At 45.2% G+C, this 18,358-nt stretch carries 15 protein-coding genes; 9 read left to right on the top strand and 6 right to left on the bottom strand.

Annotated features, from left to right (window positions below; genetic code table 11):
- Positions 1-29: 29 nt before the first annotated feature.
- Positions 30-2,225 (bottom strand): primosomal protein N', encoded by a 2,196-nt coding sequence (gene priA, locus KJ365_RS05155; protein ID WP_502793481.1) that lies wholly within the window; start codon positions 2,223-2,225, stop codon positions 30-32.
- A gap of 239 nt (positions 2,226-2,464) precedes the next feature.
- Here priA and KJ365_RS05150 point away from each other — a divergent pair, with 239 nt between their 5' ends.
- From KJ365_RS05150 to KJ365_RS05135, 4 genes are all read left to right on the top strand, one after another.
- Positions 2,465-3,418 (top strand): exopolyphosphatase, encoded by a 954-nt coding sequence (locus KJ365_RS05150; RefSeq protein ID WP_352109331.1) that lies wholly within the window; start codon positions 2,465-2,467, stop codon positions 3,416-3,418.
- A gap of 147 nt (positions 3,419-3,565) precedes the next feature.
- Positions 3,566-3,778 (top strand): 50S ribosomal protein L31, encoded by a 213-nt coding sequence (rpmE, locus tag KJ365_RS05145; RefSeq protein WP_214450565.1) that lies wholly within the window; start codon positions 3,566-3,568, stop codon positions 3,776-3,778.
- Positions 3,779-3,990: 212 nt separating this feature from the next.
- Positions 3,991-4,644, top strand: coding sequence for an isoprenoid biosynthesis glyoxalase ElbB (gene elbB, locus KJ365_RS05140; RefSeq protein ID WP_214450564.1), 654 nt, complete (start codon positions 3,991-3,993; stop codon positions 4,642-4,644).
- Between the two features lie 325 nt (positions 4,645-4,969).
- A complete protein-coding gene (locus KJ365_RS05135) occupies positions 4,970-6,214 on the top strand; it encodes a malic enzyme-like NAD(P)-binding protein (protein ID WP_214450563.1) in 1,245 nt (414 codons plus the stop codon).
- A gap of 81 nt (positions 6,215-6,295) precedes the next feature.
- On the opposite strand, the gene ahpF is transcribed toward KJ365_RS05135, so the two are convergent.
- The 4 genes from ahpF to KJ365_RS05115 form a co-directional block, all read right to left on the bottom strand.
- Positions 6,296-7,894, bottom strand: coding sequence for an alkyl hydroperoxide reductase subunit F (ahpF, locus tag KJ365_RS05130; protein WP_214450562.1), 1,599 nt, complete (start codon positions 7,892-7,894; stop codon positions 6,296-6,298).
- Between the two features lie 179 nt (positions 7,895-8,073).
- Positions 8,074-8,643: an alkyl hydroperoxide reductase subunit C gene (ahpC, locus tag KJ365_RS05125; protein WP_502793485.1), complete on the bottom strand. Its 570-nt coding sequence runs from the start codon at positions 8,641-8,643 to the stop codon at positions 8,074-8,076.
- A 221-nt stretch (positions 8,644-8,864) separates the two neighbouring features.
- Positions 8,865-9,437, bottom strand: coding sequence for a rhomboid family intramembrane serine protease (locus KJ365_RS05120; RefSeq protein ID WP_214450560.1), 573 nt, complete (start codon positions 9,435-9,437; stop codon positions 8,865-8,867).
- A gap of 16 nt (positions 9,438-9,453) precedes the next feature.
- Positions 9,454-10,944 (bottom strand): CYTH domain-containing protein, encoded by a 1,491-nt coding sequence (locus tag KJ365_RS05115; protein WP_214450559.1) that lies wholly within the window; start codon positions 10,942-10,944, stop codon positions 9,454-9,456.
- An 82-nt stretch (positions 10,945-11,026) separates the two neighbouring features.
- Here KJ365_RS05115 and KJ365_RS05110 point away from each other — a divergent pair, with 82 nt between their 5' ends.
- Positions 11,027-11,623: a TIGR04211 family SH3 domain-containing protein gene (locus KJ365_RS05110; RefSeq protein WP_214450558.1), complete on the top strand. Its 597-nt coding sequence runs from the start codon at positions 11,027-11,029 to the stop codon at positions 11,621-11,623.
- 67 nt (positions 11,624-11,690) lie between these two features.
- Here KJ365_RS05110 and putA read toward each other — a convergent pair whose 3' ends face one another.
- Positions 11,691-15,503, bottom strand: a complete 3,813-nt coding sequence (putA, locus tag KJ365_RS05105) for a bifunctional proline dehydrogenase/L-glutamate gamma-semialdehyde dehydrogenase PutA (RefSeq protein WP_214450557.1) — start codon at positions 15,501-15,503, stop codon at positions 11,691-11,693.
- A 313-nt stretch (positions 15,504-15,816) separates the two neighbouring features.
- Between putA and ftsB the strand changes: the two genes are divergently transcribed.
- The 4 genes from ftsB to truD are packed head-to-tail and all read left to right on the top strand — an operon-like array spanning position 15,817 to position 18,355.
- On the top strand, positions 15,817-16,098 hold the full coding sequence (ftsB, locus tag KJ365_RS05100) for a cell division protein FtsB (RefSeq protein ID WP_214450556.1): 282 nt from the start codon (positions 15,817-15,819) through the stop codon (positions 16,096-16,098).
- Positions 16,099-16,104: 6 nt separating this feature from the next.
- A complete protein-coding gene (ispD, locus tag KJ365_RS05095) occupies positions 16,105-16,815 on the top strand; it encodes a 2-C-methyl-D-erythritol 4-phosphate cytidylyltransferase (protein WP_214450555.1) in 711 nt (236 codons plus the stop codon).
- Positions 16,812-17,291, top strand: a complete 480-nt coding sequence (ispF, locus tag KJ365_RS05090; RefSeq protein ID WP_214450554.1) for a 2-C-methyl-D-erythritol 2,4-cyclodiphosphate synthase — start codon at positions 16,812-16,814, stop codon at positions 17,289-17,291. Before ispD ends, ispF begins: the two co-directional genes overlap by 4 nt.
- Positions 17,288-18,355 carry a tRNA pseudouridine(13) synthase TruD gene (gene truD, locus KJ365_RS05085; RefSeq protein ID WP_214450553.1) on the top strand — a complete coding sequence of 356 codons (1,068 nt, stop codon included), beginning with the start codon at positions 17,288-17,290 and terminating at the stop codon, positions 18,353-18,355. The genes ispF and truD overlap by 4 nt, the downstream gene beginning before the upstream one ends.
- Positions 18,356-18,358: the final 3 nt, after the last annotated feature.

Here is an 18,358-nt window from a genome sequence, read left to right as displayed (position 1 = left end):
TCAATTGCTTGCTCGTAAATTTGCGCTATTTACGTAAAATCAAGAGGTGCAACGTCTATGCTCCAACGGATTTTAGGACTATTAGGATGGCTTTCTAGGGCCTCTAACGCATTTTGCATTGCTCCATGCAGATATTGTCTTGAAGTCGATTGTACGATCAGCATGAAACGATATCGCCCCTGCTTTTTTTCAATCCCACAGGGCAAAGGTCCTATCATCTTTAACTTAGCGAATTGCGATAAAAGCCCTTGTGCATAATCTAAAAATGGATTGAGAAGAAATACATGTGCTGATTCTGCGCGTAACAGAATTTGATGTTGATAAGGTGGCAAGTTAGCATGCTCTCGCTCTAACAATAAGGTACGAGCATAATCTGCAAAGCCATTTTGCACCAAATCTTGCAGTAGCGGATGTTGAGGCTGATGCGTTTGTAACCATACCTCTCCGGGTTTGTTTGCTCTGCCGGCACGCCCACTTAGCTGCGTAATTAATTGACCTAACTTTTCTGGCGCACGGAAATCTGCGCTGAACAAGGCCCCATCCGCATTAACAATCACAGCCATGGTGACATTTTCGAAATGATGACCCTTCGACAGAATTTGTGTTCCAATTAAAATTTGGTGTTCGCCGCGATTGATTTGTTCAAGCAAATTAGTGAGCTTATTTTTACCTCGCGTCGAATCACTATCAATTCGCACGCAGGAATAATCAGGAAACAACGCTTGAAGACCTTGTTCAATTTGTTCGGTACCTAGGCCAAATGTGTCAAGGGAGGTGTTGCCACACTGTGAGCATTTTTGAACGATGGGCTTATGCTGGGCACAGCGATGACATTGCATATTGTTGGTGACTTTATGCACTGTGTAAGGGTTATCGCAATCAATACACGTTTCTACATGCCCGCACTGGTGGCAAATCAGCGCTGGCGCAAAACCGCGGCGGTGCACAAACACAATCACTTGATTGCCCTGCTGAAGTTGCACCTTCATCTTATCAAGTAACCCAGGTGCGATACCGTATTGAAGGTGCTGCCCGGTAATATTCAGCAACATTTGCGCAGGCATGGTTGCACTGGCTGCTCGCTCAGTTAACTGTAGGTGATGATATTTTTTACTAAACGCATTACATAAGGTTTCTAGCGATGGTGTGGCGCTGCCCATAATCAGCGGCACATTCAGCTGTTTGGCGCGATACACCGCAATGTCTCGCGCATGATACTTAAGCTTGTCTTGTTGTTTGAACGATTCGTCGTGTTCTTCATCCACTATAATCATCCCTGGCGTAAGCATAGGGGTAAAAATCGAAGAGCGCGTGCCAATGATAATCCCAACCTGATTTGCGATGGCTTGCTGCCAAACGCTGAGCCGCTGGGCATCGTTTAAGCCAGAATGCATCACCCCTACGATGTCGCCAAAACGTTTTTCGAATCGTGCAACGGTTTGTGGTGTTAGGCCAATCTCTGGCACTAAAATAAGTACCTGTCGACCACGACGCAGCACCGGTTCAATGACCTGCAGATAAACTTCTGTTTTGCCGCTACCGGTTACCCCCTCTAGCAAAAATGTCGCAAAACCACTGGCTTCATTGACAGCAGAAATGGCAATACTCTGCTCTACATTTGCGCGCATTGGCGCAGCAATATGAAGGCGTTCAGGCCAAGCAGCGATGCCTTTATTTGAGGTCAGTTGCACTTCAGCTAAACCTTTCTCGATAAGGCCTTTTACCACAGCACTTGAATATCTAGCTTTTGCTTGCGACAGTGGCACAGAGGTATAATCGAGTTCATTGCAAAGTGCCAACTGACGCTTGGCGTTAGAGAGGGTTTGGGCAAGCTCTTGAGAATTTGAAAACCGTTTTTCTAGTATCTCAATATCAGGCAAGGTGGCTGCTTGCCCTTTTCGTAGCGCTGTGGGGAGCATGGTGGCAAATACTTCGCCAATAGGATGCAAGTAAAATTGCGCCATCCAGCGACCTAGCTCTAAAAGAGCTTTGTTGATAACCGGCGAGTCGTCGAGCTTCTCAGTGATGTATTTTAGCTTGTCCGCATCGATGGAAGACTCAGTGCCAATAGCAAGCACAACTCCCACTTGTTCACGCCGCCCAAACGGCACCCGCACACGACACCCTACCCAGCTTTCATTTAAGGTTTCTTCGCTAGGTACCAGGTAATCGAATGTTTTACGCAGTGGCACAGGAAGTGCAACTTGCACAAGTTGAAACGTCACTTTGTTTATCATTTTATTGCTACGTCAGATAGCATGAAGAATAACAACAAGTAAGTCGCTCTACCACACACATTTCACGTGGGCTTAGGTGACTTTATGTTGCTTAACTAAATTTGTCACACAGACATGCAAGCGCTTTTGATGTTTGCGATATTGGCGCTTGTATATTTGTTGATACCTTAAAACTGTGCTCTCTACAGTATGCTTGTTTGCAAATGTAACATCCTTGGAGAATGGTCGTGTCAGCATTAGCAACGTCGGTAGAAAGTAAATTTAGATTAGTCACGCGCAGCGATTTTGATGGTCTTGTTTGTGCAGTTTTATTAAAAGAACTAGGGTTAATTGATGAAATAAAATTCGTCCATCCTAAAGATATGCAAGATGGCATTATTGAAATTACGCCAAACGACATCACCACAAATCTTCCGTACGTGCCCGGTTGCCATGTAGCATTTGATCATCACTTAAGTGAAGTGACGCGTAATAGTGCAAATAAAACCGTTAATCACATTATTGATCCAAAGGCGCCATCGGCCGCGCGAGTAGTATACGATTACTATGGCGGAAGAGATGTTTTCCCTGAGGCATGGGATGACATGATGGAAGCGGTAGATAAAGCAGATGCAGCGCAGTTTAGCCGAGATGAAATTCTCAACCCCACAGGTTGGGTGTTACTTAATTTTATTATGGACAGCCGCACCGGGTTAGGTCGCTTTAGAGAGTTTAGAATCTCGAATTATCATCTTATGATGGAGCTTATTGACTACTGCCGCGATCACACGATTGACGAAATCATCGCCTTACCTGATGTGCACGAGCGCGTAGAGCTTTATAATTCTCACAAAGAACAATTTGAAACACAGCTGAAACAATGTACAACCATATATGGTAATTTAGCCTTGCTAGACCTGCGCGAACAAGAGACTATTTATGCAGGCAATCGCTTCATCATTTATGCATTGTTTGAACAGTGTAATATATCTATGCACTTGATGTGGGGGGTTAAAAAACGTAACACCGTGTTTGCGATTGGCAAGTCTATTTTGAATAAGACCTCCAACACCAACGTAGGCGAGCTATGCCTAACCTTTGGCGGCGGTGGGCATCAGGCAGCCGGAACGTGTCAGGTCACTACCGGCAAGGCTGAAGCAACCAAAGCAGCGTTGATTGAAAAAATTAATGCCGATGGCTAAAGCCTATTGACCGAAAGGTATAGATCAAGTACACTCCGCGCTCGAAATTTACTGCTTCGTGCGTGATTGCGCGGGGTATTTTAACTTAACACGCTTGGTGTGCGACTTCGGGTTGTATAGCGAGGCGGCCTAACGGTAGGTAATCCAATGAAAGACGGTATCCATCCTCAGTACAATGAGATAAAAGCCACTTGCTCTTGCGGAAACGTAATGGACATTCGCTCAACACTAAACAAAGACATCTTCTTGGACGTATGTTCATCTTGTCACCCGTTTTACACTGGTAAGCAACGTAACGTTGACACTGGTGGTCGTGTTGACCGCTTCAAGAAGCGTTTTGGTGCACTTGGTAAAAAGTAAGCTAAACATTTACAACAAAAAGGCGCTACTAAGCGCCTTTTTTTATGCCTCTCTTTCGTCCTCACTGACAGGGACACATTTGAAACCTCTTTTTAAGAGTATCAATGCAATCCATTGCTATGACACGTCCTTCTCGCTTCGCGCTTTACACCTATATGTAGGCTCGCTATATTTATCACAGACGATTTTCTAAAAAATTAAAGGTACACAAAATGAAAAAAGTGGCTGTCGTATTATCTGGATGTGGTGTGTTCGATGGTGCAGAGATCCAAGAGTCTGTTCTTAGCCTTCTGCACATAGCTAAAGCTGGGGCATCCTACCAATGCTTCGCGCCCGATGTTGCACAAATGCACACGCTTAACCATATTACTGGCGAAGAAATGGGCGAGCCTCGCAATGTGCTTATTGAAGCATCGCGGATTAGCAGAGGCGACATCAAGCCAGTTGATGAATTGGACGCAGCATCTTTTGATGCGCTTATCGTACCTGGTGGGTTTGGGGCGGCAAAAAATTTATCGGACTTTGCCGTTAATGGTGCAAACTGCAATATTGAAAAAAGCACGTTTGAAGCCTTACAAAGCTTTGCTAAAGCAAAAAAACCAGCTGGCTATATTTGTATCGCCCCAGCAATGATTCCCTTGATTTATGGAGAGTCGGCTAAAGCGACGATAGGCACCGATCCTGATACTGCGGCCGCTATCAACACAATGGGTGGTCAGCATGTTGAATGTGCCGTTCGCGACATTGTCATAGATGAAGCAAACAAACTCGTTTCGACCCCCGCATATATGCTAGCCGAGTCCATTCTTCAGGCCGACGAAGGAATCAAGAAGCTCGTTGATGAAGTGCTTAACATGTGTGAGTAAATACCTTAAACATATTGATGCGGTGCGTATTTTACCACCGCATCAATACTCAATAAGGGACAATCGCATTGCAATGCTTTAACCATATTCGACTGCGATTTAAGTTAAAACACCACTATTCACGTAAGTATTGTAATTAATTCCCATCATCACACTGATGAATGTTGATTTAATTTCTCATTAAAAACATGGTCTTACCAGTATCCCTAAGCAAATAGGAATATACGATTTCGGATTTTATCTTAAAATATTTGTGTTATTGTTGTTTACGAGATGACGCATTGCGCGTTTCCACACAACACCTGAGTTAAGGATCCCATCCGAGATGTCTGATTTTCGCCAAAAAGCCTTGGACTACCATGCCCTGCCAACCCCCGGAAAAATAAGCGTAGAGTTAAGTGTACCTGCTGATAATGTAGAAGACTTAGCATTAGCCTACAGCCCTGGTGTGGCAGAACCTGTTAAAGAAATTGCAGCTGACCCAAACGCTGCTTACAAATATACGGCGAAAGGCAACATGGTTGCGGTGATTTCCAACGGCACCGCTATTTTGGGCCTTGGCAACTTAGGTCCGTTGGCCTCTAAGCCCGTGATGGAAGGTAAAGCGCTGCTATTTAAACGCTTTGCAGGCTTAGATTCCATTGACATTGAAGTGCAACATCGCACAACTGAAGAATTTATTAGCACGGTAGCCAACATTGCAGACACCTTTGGCGGCATCAATCTTGAAGATATCAAAGCACCTGAATGTTTTGAAATAGAAAAAGAGCTCATTAAACGCTGCAAAATCCCTATCTTTCATGATGACCAACACGGTACTGCCATTGTCACCGCCGCAGGTATGCTAAATGCCTTAGAGATTCAGGGAAAAAATATCAAAGATGTACGCATTGTGTGCCTTGGTGCCGGCGCCGCAGCCGTTGCTTGCATGGAGCTGCTTATAAAATGCGGTGCCCAGCGCGAAAAAATATACATGCTAGACCGTCAGGGAGTCATTCATACCCGACGTGATAACTTAACTGAACATAAAGCCTTGTTCGCAAACAACACCGACAAACGCACCCTTGAGGACGTAATGGATGGCGCAGATGTTTTCTTGGGCGTATCAGGCCCTGACTTGCTGCCCCCTGAAGTGCTCGAACTTATGGCAGACAAGCCTATTGTATTTGCCTGCTCTAACCCCGATCCTGAAATCAAACCAGAACTTGCCAACGCTGTACGCGACGATTTAATCATGGCAACCGGCCGCTCAGACTATCCAAATCAAGTCAATAATGTGCTGTGCTTCCCCTTTATCTTTAGAGGCGCGTTGGATGTACGAGCGACGCAAATCAATGATGAAATGAAGGTAGCCGCTGTTGAAGCATTGAGGAATATTTCAAAAGAGCCTGTTCCTGATGAAGTACTCAAAGCCAGTAATACAAAGTCACTTAGCTTCGGGCGCGATTACATTATTCCAAAACCTATGGACCCGCGTCTTTGCCAGCGCATTGCCACGGCAGTTGCGCAAGCTGCAATAGACTCAGGCGTGGCGCAAATAGATGAATTGCCTAAAAACTATCTAGCCTAGACAATAAAAAAGCCCTGAAAGTATGTTCGTCTTTTCAGGGCTTGTTTTATTGCATTTGATGTTAATCTAAGCGTATTTTTATTAAGCAGCTTGCTCTTCGCCGGCCTCTTCACTCACTTCCACAGGGTGCATCAGTAAGTAATCATAAGCGGCTAATGCAGCTTTTGAACCTTCACCCATTGCGACCACGATTTGCTTGTATGGCACAGTTGTAACGTCGCCACATGCGAAAATGCCTTCTTCGCTGGTTAAGCCTTTTTCATTGATAACCACTTCGCCATACTTCGTCAAATCCACCACGCCCTCAACCACTTTCGAGTTAGGTACTAAGCCAATTTGTACAAAAATACCGTGTAAGGCTTGTTGATGCACTTCTTCAGTTACTCGGTCAATGTATTCAATGGCATTGACTTTACCGTTTTCAGCAAGTACTTGCTTAGTTGCTGCATTGGTTACTACCGATACATTGTCGCGCTTCATCAATTGATCAATGAGTACTTGGTCGGCTTTCAACGTTGGCATAAATTCATAAACGGTTACTGACTTTACAATGCCGGCTAAATCAAGCGCAGCCTCTACACCACTGTTTCCGCCACCAATGACCGCAACATCCTTGCCTTTATAAAACGGTCCATCACAGTGCGGACAATAAGCAACGCCATTACCGATGTTCTCTTTTTCACCCGGAACACCAAGCTCACGCCAGTTTGCACCGGTTGCTATGATAAGAGTGCGGGTTTTAATCACCTCACCAGAACTAAGCGTCAGGGTCTTAATCACACCTTTCTCAATCTTCTCGACACGAATGTGCTCTTTGAGTGTCACCTCATACTCATTCAGGTGCTTCATCAAAGAACCCGTCAATTCAGGACCTGTTGTTGTGGGCACCGAAATCAAGTTTTCAATGCCCATAGTGTCTTTCACCTGACCGCCAAAACGGTCAGCAATGATGGTCACATTAACACCCTTACGTGCAGCGTAAATTGCCGCAGCAACACCAGCAGGACCTCCGCCAATGACCGTGACGTCTTGGAGCGGAAGCTCAGGGGCATTCTCATCAGCCTGCAAGATTTCAGGGGCAACCACGCCAAGTTTTTCAATGATCCCGGCAATCTCTACTTTACCGCTGGCAAACACTTCACCATTCAAAAAGACGGTGGGTACGCCTTGGATCTTGTTTTCATCGACTAAATCTGGATATACCGCACCATCAATCATTTCACTGTTAATATTGTCGTTTAAAAGCGCAAATTGATTCATCGCTTGCACGACATCTGGACAGGCATGACAGCTCAAGCTTACGTACACTTGAAAGTCGAGCTTACCATTCACTTTCTTAACCATGTTTTGAATACTATCATCCAATTTTAGCTTGCTACCGCCAGCTTGTAAGATAGCTAAAATGAGCGAATTAAATTCGTGACCACCCGGTACCCCTGAGAAGGTAATGCCCGTTGGCTTGTTGTTTGCTTCAATAGCGAAGGTCACAGGTGAACGCAACACACCTTGCGTATCGCGCTCTTCTAAGGTGATGTGCTCAGAAATGCCAGCGATTTGGGTCAGCATGTCTTTGAGCTCATCACGCTTGCTGTGCTCGCCTGTTTGTAAGACAAGGGTGAGTTCGTTACTAAGGTCTTTAAAATACCCCTTTAGGGCATTAAGAATATCTTGTGTAAGCATAATATTGCTCCTTTCATTTAGGCAACACTCACCCGCGAGTGAAGTTGCAGTTCTCTCATCTATCAATCAAATACGGTTGGGGTAAAAGGTTACAGCCTAATATAAGCCTAAGCCGCAAGCATTTAACCCAGTGTGGCTCGCAGACTACCTGCGAGCCAATGGTCTTACGCTCAACTAGCTTAGATTTTACCCACTAAGTCTAGGCTAGGAGTTAAGGTTTTTTGACCTTCTTCCCATGCTGCTGGACAAACTTCGCCATCGTTATTTGCAACATACTGCGCCGCTTTTACTTTACGTAACATATCTTTAGCAGAACGACCAATGCCTAAGTCATGAACTTCAGCAACCTTCACAATCCCTTCAGGGTTCGCAAGGAAAGTACCGCGAAGCGCTTGACCCGCTTCTTCGATCATCACGTCAAATCCACGAGCAAGTTTAAATGTCGGATCAGCTAGCATTGGGTAAGTGACTTTACCGATTGCATCAGATGCATCGTGCCACGCTTTGTGTACAAAATGCGAGTCAGTAGAAACTGAATATACTTCTACACCAAGACTAAGTAGTTCGTCATGAATTTTTGCCATGTCTTCTAGTTCAGTTGGGCATACGAACGTAAAATCGGCCGGATAAAACAAGAAGATTGACCATTTGCCTTTCACATCTTCACTAGTGATAGTTTTAAATTCACCGTTGTGAAACGCTTCAACAGAAAAGTCTGGGATCATCTGGTTTATAATTGACATTTGCAGTTTTCCTCTTTAGTTAGGATAGTTAAATTACGTGTTTAATTACGTTAAACGTAAAGATATAGATGTTTTTGACTAAATTAAATTGAAAATAAACGATGGGGTTAATCTTAAAAAACGATTACCAAAAGAGATATTCATCGGTAAAGCTGTATGCGACTGAATTTATTGAAAAACTTTTACGCTGTCAGCATTTGCCACACGCTATCAAGGTTCGCATTGATTTATACGATAGTTGACTTAGCTTTGTCTCTCATAAAATATGCGACGATCAAACCTGAAAGAAAGCCAAACAAATGTGATTCCCATGAGATATACGGAGATGAAGGTAAAACACCGAAGATCATGGTGCCATAAAAGATCGCGACAAAGATTGAAATGAGCGTGAGTGTCACCTTTCGACTTAACATGCCTGCCAACACCAAATATCCAAAGTAACCATAAATGACGCCGCTCGCGCCAATATGTATTGCGCTTCTGCCAAACACCCAAACCAAAAGACCTGTTAATGTAATAAGTAACAGACTCACTTGCACAAAGCGCACGCGACCAAATTGAAATACCAGCGCGGTAAATACTGCCAGCGTCACCATATTCGATGCAAAGTGCGTGACGCTGCCGTGAATAAAGGGCGCCGTGAATATAAAGCCTAATGATGATGGCGTGCGCGGAATGACGCCAAATGCACTCAGCATTCGCCCGGTAAGTAAATTCACTATTTCAACAATGAGCATGAAGCCTAAAATCCAACCAAGCCACTTGAGCTGCTCACTGATATCCATCGACGTATTTGTCATATTATCTCCGCTCTAATTACCAATAGACTTCGGCTTGCATGGCGATTTTGCGAGAGCGCTCCATCACCGCCAGTAAGCTCTCTAGCTTCTCATCTATCCATTGTCGAAACTCAAGTGGGTCGTCCACGTCACATTCCAATGTCGCTTCTTGCAAGAAGGCAATGGCTTTTAACTCGTCAATACCTTGCAATAAATCGAGCCATGGCGCACGAAAATTTCCACGGCTATCAACAAACAAATCACCTAATAAAAAGCCATTTAATAATGACTGTTTAAGGGTCGTTTCGAGCGCTACATATTTTGCGCTGTTCATTTCGTTATTTCTAGGTAATGACTGCATAACCGTCTGCCAACTTTGCGATAGCCAACCGTTAGCGTGCTTACGAACAGGTATATCTGCGCCATCAGTTTGCTCACGCCACGGCTTTTCTACGAGCAGTCGAGACGCAGCGAGCTGCACTTGTGAACTCAGGTTAGACATGAGCAACGTTTGGGGCTCATAGGCCATAATTAATCCTTCACGCCTACCTAACAAGTAATTCATCATTGCTAGATTTTTAGGGACGCGCTTGCAAAAAGGTCCTTTACGCGAACGTAATTGATGAATGCTACTTAAATCTTCTTGCCAAGACCATTGCTGAACAAGTTGAAGCAATTGCTTATGAATTCTTAATAAGGCATCCGACTGAAGCACCGGCAGGTAAAGAGACACGCTTTGTAACAGCAACAACAAGCTCTCACGCACTTGTGTTAGAGCCTTTGGGTCCTGAGTTTCGAGATACAGTCCCTGGTGAAACTGCCAATGCCCGAGTGAGCACTCTATCGCTTTACAAAGTCCTAATTCGGTTGAATCTGTGTTGTCCAATGGCAAAAACTTAGGTAAGGCTATACTCTTGGTTCTCGCGCCTTTAAGCAGGCGATAGCCGCGCGCAGCTTTGGTAACATTGCTAAGCCGAGCGGGCATTGCCACACATATTTTGGCGGCGATATCAAACAAGAGGCTAGCATGCCCCCGTTTTAATTCGAGCTCGATTTCTTGGATAGGTAAAACATCATCCTGTGTTTTGACTTCGCCAGAATCGAGTACCAACTCCACTAAGCCATCATCAGTTTCGATATCAAACTGCGTGCGGTGAAAGTGAGTGGTGAACAACTTACCGATTTGTTTGTTAACCTCGTCAACATCAAAATCTTCACCCCAGATACCACGGTCGAATTTGCGCAAATCTGGCGACGGCGAGGGTAAGTCAATGTTGAATTCGGGTCGCTGATGCAGGCCACCTTGCACTTGCCCTTGTGTTTTAACCGTTTGCTCAAATCGGCCATCTATCGCTCTGACCCTAAACCCAATTTTGCGGCTACCTAACAAAAACTCAGGGGTATCGTAGTACTCATTAAATACGTCTTTGCTAGAGCGTGTGATAGTTGCCTGTAGGTTCGGTAATATCTCATCTTCAAGCACGCTAAGCGCATCAGCCTCAACCACCAGTTTTAACTCAATTTCCATCTTGGCTCCCTCAATCGAGCTGGCTTGTTATTTCACTATATTAAGCATACCATCTAATTAAAAAATGGATGAGTAAACAATCATGAAACGCCTTCTTTTAATACTCCTAGTAATGTGCACAGCCACGCTATCTTTGGCGCAGACCACGCCAGGCCAAGCGGCGCAAGGAGAAGCGGGTTATATTTCTAACGACCTCTTTATTTATATGCGAGCCGGACCTAGCCCAAACTTCAGATTAATTGGCACTATTAACGCAGGCACGCCCGTCACCAAACTACAACAAGACGGTGAATACGTTCAAATTCTCGACGACCGAGAGCGTACAGGTTGGATCGAAATTGAGTTTTATAGCGCAACAGAGTCACTTCAGTCACAAATAGAGCGTATCACAAACGACCTTCAGCAAACCCAATCCGATAGCTCGCTTATGGCCTCACAAAACGCAGCCTTACAGCAAGACTTAAGCGCATTGACCACACAGAACAATCAGCTCAATCGAGAGTTAACCGAGCAACTTGAAATGGTGAGTGTTTTGCAAAACGAAGCACAGATGCGCGACCGCAATAGTCGTGTCGAGTGGTTAACACGAGGCGCTATTATTGCTTTGGTAAGTGTGCTTGTAGGCTTTATTCTCGGTTCAATCTCACGCAAAAACCGCTCGCGAAACCGCTTAATGTAAATGGCGTGAACATCCGTTATAACAAAAGAGCGCCAGAAGGCGCTCTTTTTAGTTACTAAGCATCTGCCTACTCTTCGTCATCTTCGGTGAGGGTCATCAGTGACGTATTTCCACCAGAGGCTGTCGTATCAATCGATATGGTTTTCTCGGTCATCAAACGACCAATCATATTATCGTTATATTCGGCAGTGATCATAGGTAGTATTGCGCCTTTGCGTTTAGCTAACTCGCGCGCGACATTTGCCGCACGAGAGGTGTTACTGTCAATAACAACGCCCGATAAATGCTCATGCTCCAACAACGCTTGAAGATGCTTTAAGCGCGCCACCTGAAAGATGTTATCAGGCGCGCCAGTGGTCTCTAGCTTGCTCTTGAAGGCCAATGCTTCATCATAAAACAGCTCCGAAACGACCGATATGACCACGTTGCCCGTAGCCAACGCTGTCACGATAGACAACATCCAGTATTCAAACGTCACTTCTTTGTCTGCAAAAGTAACTAAAATCCCGCGTGGCTCAAGATGTAAGGTGTTTGACTCACCCGTCGGGCCAGGTAATACCTTGGGTTTTTTCAAGCGCTTTTCGATTGAAATGAGCTGGGCTCGCGCCGTCGCCAAAGTGATATTTAAATCATCCGCGAGTTCGTCAACAATATCGACATTGGCAATTTTTGCCAACAATTGACGCACCCATGAAATACGAGATGTTAATGACGTTAAGCGCCATGCTTGCGCAACGCCACTGGCACTTTTCATCATTGCCGCAACATCGTCAAAGTCTCCTGCCTCACTGATAAGTGCTCGGTCGTCGGTAAAGTCTTCCGAGATAGGCTCCGCATCAGGCGTCGCTTTTTCTACCATTAATCGCGGCAGATAGTTAGGGCCACCTGCTTTTGGTCCCGTTCCCGATAGGCCTCGCCCACCAAAAGGCTGCACGCCAACAATCGCGCCAATCATATTACGATTAATGTACACATTGCCCGCATTTGAGAGCTTAGCAAGCTCATGGGCTCGCTCTTCAATGCGCGAATGGATGCCCATTGTTAACCCAAAGCCAGTACCATTGATGGCGTCAATCACTTCACGGATTTTTTTGCCATCAAAACGCACTATATGCACACAGGGACCAAAAACTTCCCGCTCTAATTGGTCGATAGACTGAATCTCATATAAACGAGGCGCAAAGAAGGTGCCGTTTACCGATGGGTCTACCTCGCATTGATACAATAGTTTCACGCCGTCTTTGGTGCGCATTTGCTCAGCATGATCTTCTAATGCTTTAAGTGCTTTTTTGTCAATCACTGGACCTACGTCTGTCGACAACCATTGCGGATCTGAAACTTTTAATTCTTTTAAGGCGCCAATCAACATTTCAATTAAATCGTCGGCAATGTCATTTTGTACGTATAGAACGCGAAGCGCCGAACAACGTTGCCCAGCACTCTGGAAACCAGACATGATGACATCATCGACCACTTGCTCAGGTAGGGCGGTAGAATCTACAATCATGCAGTTTTGTCCGCCAGTCTCGGCAATTAGCGGTACTTGTCCAGTCCCTCGCTGCGCTAGCTTTTGCGAAATAAGAGTCCCGGTTTGCGTAGAGCCGGTAAACATCACACCTTGAATCCTTAAATCAGGAAGCATGACTTCACCCACTTGTGAACCCGGTGCTAATACTAGTTGCACCGCACCTGTGGGCAAACCCACCGACTGCATTAACTCAATAGCACGCTTGGCGATCATGCTGGTTTGTTCAGCAGGTTTCGCAATGACCGTGTTACCGGTCACAACCGCAGCGGCAACTTGACCAAGAAAAATGGCCAATGGAAAGTTCCACGGACTGATGCACAAAATCACACCCCGTGGTGCTAAGCGATCATCTGGGTCCAGCTCAATCGCTCGTGCAGCATAATAACGACAAAAATCAACGGCCTCGCGCACTTCATCTATGCCATCTTGTGCCACTTTACCTGCTTCTTTTATACATAAGCCAATGAGCTCATCCATATGTCGCTCAAGGATGTCTGCAGTGCGGTTTAACACCAACGCTCGGTCTTTTACTGGCGTTTTAGACCAACTGTCGAAAGCTTCATGAGCCACGCTTAGCTTCTTGCGCATCGCTTCTGCATCATCAAAAAGATGATAACCAATAATTTCATCGTGATTTGCCGGGTTAATCACCGGTACATGGTCTGATGTAATGTCCATTTTCGAAAGCGCTAGCATATGCTTGGCAAAACGCTTTTCAAGATTAAACTTGGTGTTAATTAATGCATTAATGTCATACAAATCCTGCCCTTTGGAGTTATTTCGTTCACTCCCAAACATGGCGATAGGCATAGCAATTTGGTCATTCTCTCGGCGCGCTAAACGCTGGGTATGCTCTACAGGATCACCTAAAAGTTCTTCTACTTCTTTTTCATCATCCACGATGGCATTTACAAAAGACGAATTGGCGCCATTTTCGAGCAAACGTCTTACAAGATAGGCCAATAAGTCTTCGTGCTCGCCCACTGGCGCATATACGCGCACTTGTATTTTGTCTTCTTCAACAATTTGGTCGTACAGCGTGTCGCCCATCCCATGCAAGCATTGGAACTCAAAGTTCTCTTTATCGTCACCAGCAAGCTCTAAAATAACTGACGCGGTGTATGCATTATGCGTGGCAAATTGCGGGTAAATGGTATCGCGATACGCGAGCAAACGGTTTGCACAGGCATGGTATGACACGTCAGTAGACGACTTTCTTGTAAATACGGGAAATTCTGCAACGCCAAGTTGCTGAGTGTGCTTGATCTCGGTATCCCAATACGCACCTTTTACCAGCCTCACCATCATGCTCTTGCCAACCGTTTGGGTCAGCTCTCGAATCCATTCGATGACAAAAATAGCGCGTTTTTGATAAGCCTGAACGGCAATACCAAAGCCGTTCCAACCACTTAGGTCTGCATCACTAAACACGCGTTCAATGATATCTAGCGATATTTCTAAACGTTCCGATTCTTCCGCATCGACAGTTAAGCCAATGTCATATTCTTTGGCCATCAAACAGAGCGCTTTTAGCTTTTCACTGATTTCATCAACAACCGTTTCATGTTTTAGAAAGTCAAAGTGCGGATGTATGGCAGAGAGTTTAACGGAAATGCCAGGGCTCTTTTTAGGGCCGCGTCTATTTGCTGCTTTGCCAATGACTTTAATCGCTTTTACGTAAGAGTCGTAATACCGCTTTGCATGCAAGGCTGAGCGGGCGCCCTCGCCGAGCATGTCGTAAGAATAAACATAACCTTTACGTTCTTTTTCTTGTGCCCTTTCTACGGCATCTTCAATGGTTTCACCCATCACAAACTGTTTGCCCATCACCTTCATGGCAATATTCATTGCTCGGCGAATAACGGGCTCACCTAAACGCCCAAGGGTCTTTTTCAAGAGACCTAACTGCTCTTGTTTACGCTTGTCGGCATAGGTCACCATGTTACCGGTAAACATCAAACCCCATGCAGATGCATTGACAAACAATGACTCACTGTTGCCCAAATGAGGGGCCCATTTACCTTGGGATAACTTGTCTCTAATTAATTCATCTTGGGTGGCTTTATCTGGCACGCGAAGAAGCGCTTCGGCCAAACACATTAACACCACCCCCTCGGCGGTAGACAGCGAGTACTCATTTAATAGCGCATCGACACCGCCATGTGCGGAGTTCTCGCGGCGAATTCTAAGCACCATAGTGCGAGCACGCTCCCAGGCGCGGCTGCGCGCTCGCATGCTGACTTCGGCCTCAGGAAGTATATGATCGATAGCACGGGCCTCGCCAATACGATAAAAGTCACGGATTTTCTGGCGGATAAGTGACTTGGTAGCAAGATTACTGCGTACTAACATAAGGTACCTCTAATGAGCGTGTAAACATTAACGACATGCGCTGTATGGTAGCGCGATAGCAAAAACAAAGCGATGCTCAGTGAAATCCAATGTATACATTTAGAAACACACTGTAAAAATTCATAAACGCATGCATTGCAGACTCAAATCAAAAGGGGCAAATCCTATTCGCATGATGCAAGTTGGTCACCCAAATATGCGTGCACTATAACGAAGAATTAGCAATTGCCAAGCAAAATTATGATGGCATTGTTTAACCGCGCTATTTGCCCTAAAATACACATCAAAATCGAAGCAAAGACGCAGGTATAAAATGAAGCACAAGTGGCTCGCCGTTGTCCTAATAGCGCTATTAATCGCGCTTCAGGCGCGCTTGTGGTTTGGTAAAAACAGTATCGCTGATTACCAAGAGATGCAGTCAAGTATCACCGACATGCAGCAACAAAACGCAAACCTACGTCAACGCAATGCGCTACTTAAGGCCGACATTAACGACCTAGAATTAGGAATTGATTCAATGGAAGAGCGTGCGCGCAACGAATTAGGCTTAATTAAAGAAGGCGAAACGTTTTACCGCATCCTGCCTAAAGAGTAATGTATTTTGCAAACCCCTAAGCAATTTTCGGTTGTTATTCCTGCTGCTGGTATAGGCGCTCGTATGGGGGCCGACCATCCTAAGCAATACTTGGTAATTGGTACTAAATCGATTATTGAGCGCACCCTTGAGGTATTTACCTCTCATCCACAAATTGCCGAAATTATTGTCTGCTTGCATCCAAATGATACCGATTTTGCACGCTTGGATATCGCATCACACAAAAAAGTAACTGCCATTGAGGGCGGCGAAGACAGGGCATCTTCAGTTTTGAATGGTCTTACGCACTTGCTTGACCAGCATGCAGACAAAACCGTATTGGTGCACGATGCAGCGCGCCCAGGGCTTAGCCATACAGCCCTAAATCGCTTACTTAGTGTAAGTGTTACAAAAGGAAACGGCGCAATTCTGGCGCTTCCGGTAATAGATACTATTAAGCAATGCTCACCTACTGAGCCCAGCAAAGTGAAGCAAACCCTTGATAGAAGCACACTTTGGCAGGCGCAAACACCACAAATGTTCAATGTAAGTGATTTGCATAAGGCCCTTAAGCAGGCTAGCGAACTAGGACAAACAGTGACCGATGAGGCTTCGGCGATAGAGTTGGTAGGCGGTAATGTGACACTTATATTAGGAGAGCCTTGCAACCTAAAAGTAACCCAGCCAGAGGATTTAGATTTAATGCACTACTATTTATCGCAACGAGGATGTTTATGATCAGAATTGGCCATGGGTACGACGTCCATAAATTTGGCTCTGATAAACCGCTTATTTTATGCGGTGAAACGATTGAGTATGAGCATGGATTAATCGCCCACTCCGATGGAGACGTTGCCTTACATGCATTATGCGATGCCCTGCTTGGCGCACTTGCCATGGGCGACATCGGCAAACACTTTCCCGATACTGATGCGGCATATGAAAATGCTGACTCTATCAACTTGCTATGTCACGTTTATGATTTGATTAAGCAGCGCGGGTTTGCGTTAGTTAACGCCGATATTACGATTGCAGCGCAAGCACCAAAACTAGCCCCTCATATTACCAACATGCGAGAAAATATTGCTAGGGCGCTAAACGTCAGCATTGAGCAGATAAGTGTGAAAGCCACCACCACCGAAAAACTCGGGTTTGTTGGTCGTAAAGAAGGCATCGCATGCGACGCAGTCGTGCTACTTGAGTCAAGTCATTGAAATCACTTTCCACATCTCATTGGCAATATTTGCATGGTGAACCAGAGTTTTGCGGGGTTATCAAACAGCAAGCAGATGACTTTGTGGTCGATGAGCAACTAGGTTTTGAACTAACGGGTGAAGGTGAGCACCACGTGTTGTGGGTAGAGAAAATTAACACCAACACCGCTTATGTCGCCGAGCAGCTTTCCGCATTTTCTGGTATTCCACTTCGCGACATCGCTTATGCGGGGCGTAAAGATAAATTCGCTCGCACCCGACAATACTTCAGTATTTACCAAGGTAAGCATGAGGCTCCTAATTGGGATGATTTTGCGTGCGCTAACGTAAAAATCTTAACTGCCACACGCCACAATAAGAAGTTTCGCTTGGGCGCATTAGCCGGTAACAAATTTACACTCACTATTCGAGATGTTCATGTGCAGGATGTATCACAGTTGCAAGCGCGAATAGAAGCAGTAAGCGAATTTGGTGTGCCCAATTATTATGGTCAACAACGATTTGGCGAGATGCATACTGCAAGTGGCATAAAGTTAAATGGGAATCTAGAACTTGCCCTTAGAATGACGCAAGGCGAAAAAATCAAGAATCGCAACAAGCGCTCCATGGCAATATCGGCGCTGCGCAGCTGGCTGTTTAACGAAATGCTAAGCTATCGTATTGCGCAACAGCAGCATCGGCGCATTATGACTGGTGATGCACTGCAATTATCAGGCTCCAACAGTTATTTTGTTGTCACACGCGAAGATGACATGGTCACTTTGCAACAACGACTGCTTGACAAAGACGTGCAGTTAACCGCACCTCTGTTTGGAGATGGTAAAACCGCAGTAACAGACCAAGCGCAAGAATTTGAGGCAAACGGTAGCCAGGCATACGCCAAAATGATTAAAACACTAGCAGGGTTAGGCCTCAAACAAGAGCGCCGACCTATAATCCTGTATCCAAGAGACTTAGACTATCAGTATATCGATAGCGCACTGACATTAAGTTTTTCACTACCAGGAGGATGCTTTGCCACATCTGTCTTGCGTGAAATCGTCAATACTAATCAGCAAAGCTAACGA

This window comes from Glaciecola sp. XM2 (assembly GCF_018595715.1).
Classification (GTDB): domain Bacteria; phylum Pseudomonadota; class Gammaproteobacteria; order Enterobacterales; family Alteromonadaceae; genus Glaciecola.
This window is presented reverse-complemented; position numbering and strand designations above follow the sequence as displayed.